Origin of the sequence: Pseudomonas sp. PDM31 (genome assembly GCF_019218965.1) — a bacterium.
In the GTDB taxonomy this organism is placed as follows: domain Bacteria; phylum Pseudomonadota; class Gammaproteobacteria; order Pseudomonadales; family Pseudomonadaceae; genus Aquipseudomonas.
Genome location: NZ_JAHUWS010000026.1, coordinates 1 through 1,459 on the forward strand (window position 1 = coordinate 1; position 1,459 = coordinate 1,459).

Sequence of the window (1,459 nt, forward strand, 5' to 3'; positions counted from 1 at the left end):
CGTAAGCCCACGCCGGTCGAAGATACCAGGCCGCTGCGACTGTTTATTAAAAACACAGCACTCTGCAAACACGAAAGTGGACGTATAGGGTGTGACGCCTGCCCGGTGCCGGAAGGTTAATTGATGGGGTTAGCTAACGCGAAGCTCTTGATCGAAGCCCCGGTAAACGGCGGCCGTAACTATAACGGTCCTAAGGTAGCGAAATTCCTTGTCGGGTAAGTTCCGACCTGCACGAATGGCGTAACGATGGCGGCGCTGTCTCCACCCGAGACTCAGTGAAATTGAAATCGCTGTGAAGATGCAGTGTATCCGCGGCTAGACGGAAAGACCCCGTGAACCTTTACTATAGCTTTGCACTGGACTTTGAATTTGCTTGTGTAGGATAGGTGGGAGGCTTTGAAGCGTGGACGCCAGTCTGCGTGGAGCCATCCTTGAAATACCACCCTGGCAACTTTGAGGTTCTAACTCAGGTCCGTTATCCGGATCGAGGACAGTGTATGGTGGGTAGTTTGACTGGGGCGGTCTCCTCCTAAAGAGTAACGGAGGAGTACGAAGGTGCGCTCAGACCGGTCGGAAATCGGTCGTAGAGTATAAAGGCAAAAGCGCGCTTGACTGCGAGACAGACACGTCGAGCAGGTACGAAAGTAGGTCTTAGTGATCCGGTGGTTCTGTATGGAAGGGCCATCGCTCAACGGATAAAAGGTACTCCGGGGATAACAGGCTGATACCGCCCAAGAGTTCATATCGACGGCGGTGTTTGGCACCTCGATGTCGGCTCATCACATCCTGGGGCTGAAGCCGGTCCCAAGGGTATGGCTGTTCGCCATTTAAAGTGGTACGCGAGCTGGGTTTAGAACGTCGTGAGACAGTTCGGTCCCTATCTGCCGTGGACGTTTGAGATTTGAGAGGGGCTGCTCCTAGTACGAGAGGACCGGAGTGGACGAACCTCTGGTGTTCCGGTTGTCACGCCAGTGGCATTGCCGGGTAGCTATGTTCGGAATAGATAACCGCTGAAAGCATCTAAGCGGGAAACTAGCCTCAAGATGAGATCTCACTGGGACCTTGAGTCCCCTGAAGGGCCGTCGAAGACTACGACGTTGATAGGTTGGGTGTGTAAGCGCTGTGAGGCGTTGAGCTAACCAATACTAATTGCCCGTGAGGCTTGACCATATAACACCCAAGCAATTTGCGCTTAAGAGCCAGATTGCGGTGTGTGAAGACGAAAGAACCGAAAGTTCGAATCTTACAAACACCGAAAGCTATCACATACCCAATTTGCTGAAGCGAGGCCGACTGGCCACGACTCGGTACCCGAATTTCTTGACGACCATAGAGCATTGGAACCACCTGATCCCATCCCGAACTCAGCAGTGAAACGATGCATCGCCGATGGTAGTGTGGGGTTTCCCCATGTGAGAGTAGGTCATCGTCAAGATTAAATTCCGAAACCCCTATCTGC

2 rRNA genes are annotated in these 1,459 nt (G+C 52.8%); both read left to right on the forward strand.

The window, feature by feature from the left end:
* Nucleotides 1–1,170, forward strand: a 23S ribosomal RNA gene (locus KW839_RS27265); the annotation flags it as partial.
* Nucleotides 1,171–1,319: 149 nt separating this feature from the next.
* Nucleotides 1,320–1,435: ribosomal RNA gene (gene rrf, locus KW839_RS27270) — 5S ribosomal RNA — on the forward strand.
* Nucleotides 1,436–1,459 lie beyond the last annotated feature (24 nt).